We start from the raw sequence: 399 nt of genomic DNA on the forward strand, positions 1-399 counted from the left end.
GCGATGATGCCCTCTTCGACTTCGGGTTCTGGAAAGCCGAACTCGATGGCCACCATCCGCTGGCGGGTCGAGTCCTTGAGGTCTTTGAGAACGCTTTGATAGCCGGGGTTGTAGGACATGACCAGACCGAACCCCGGCGCCGCGTCCAGCGTGATGCCGAGGCGCTCGATCGGCAGCTGGCGGCGATAGTCGGCGAGCGGATGCAACACCACGGTGGTGTCCTGGCGGGCTTCGACCACCTCGTCCAGGTAACAGATCGCGCCCTCGCGCACCGCGCGGGTCAGCGGGCCGTCCATCCAAACCGTCTCATCGCCCCGCAGCAGATACCGGCCGACGAGATCCGCGGTGGTGAGGTCGTCGTGGCAGGCGACGGTGATCAGCGGCCGGTCGAGGTCATGG

General features: G+C 66.2%; 1 protein-coding gene. It reads right to left on the minus strand.

The window, feature by feature from the left end; genetic code table 11:
• The coding region (locus RNC47_RS37290; protein WP_311605318.1) for an ATP-binding protein at positions 1-399 on the minus strand (399 nt) is incomplete at both ends.

Source organism: Streptomyces millisiae, from assembly GCF_031845425.1.
Lineage (GTDB): Bacteria > Actinomycetota > Actinomycetes > Streptomycetales > Streptomycetaceae > Streptomyces > Streptomyces millisiae.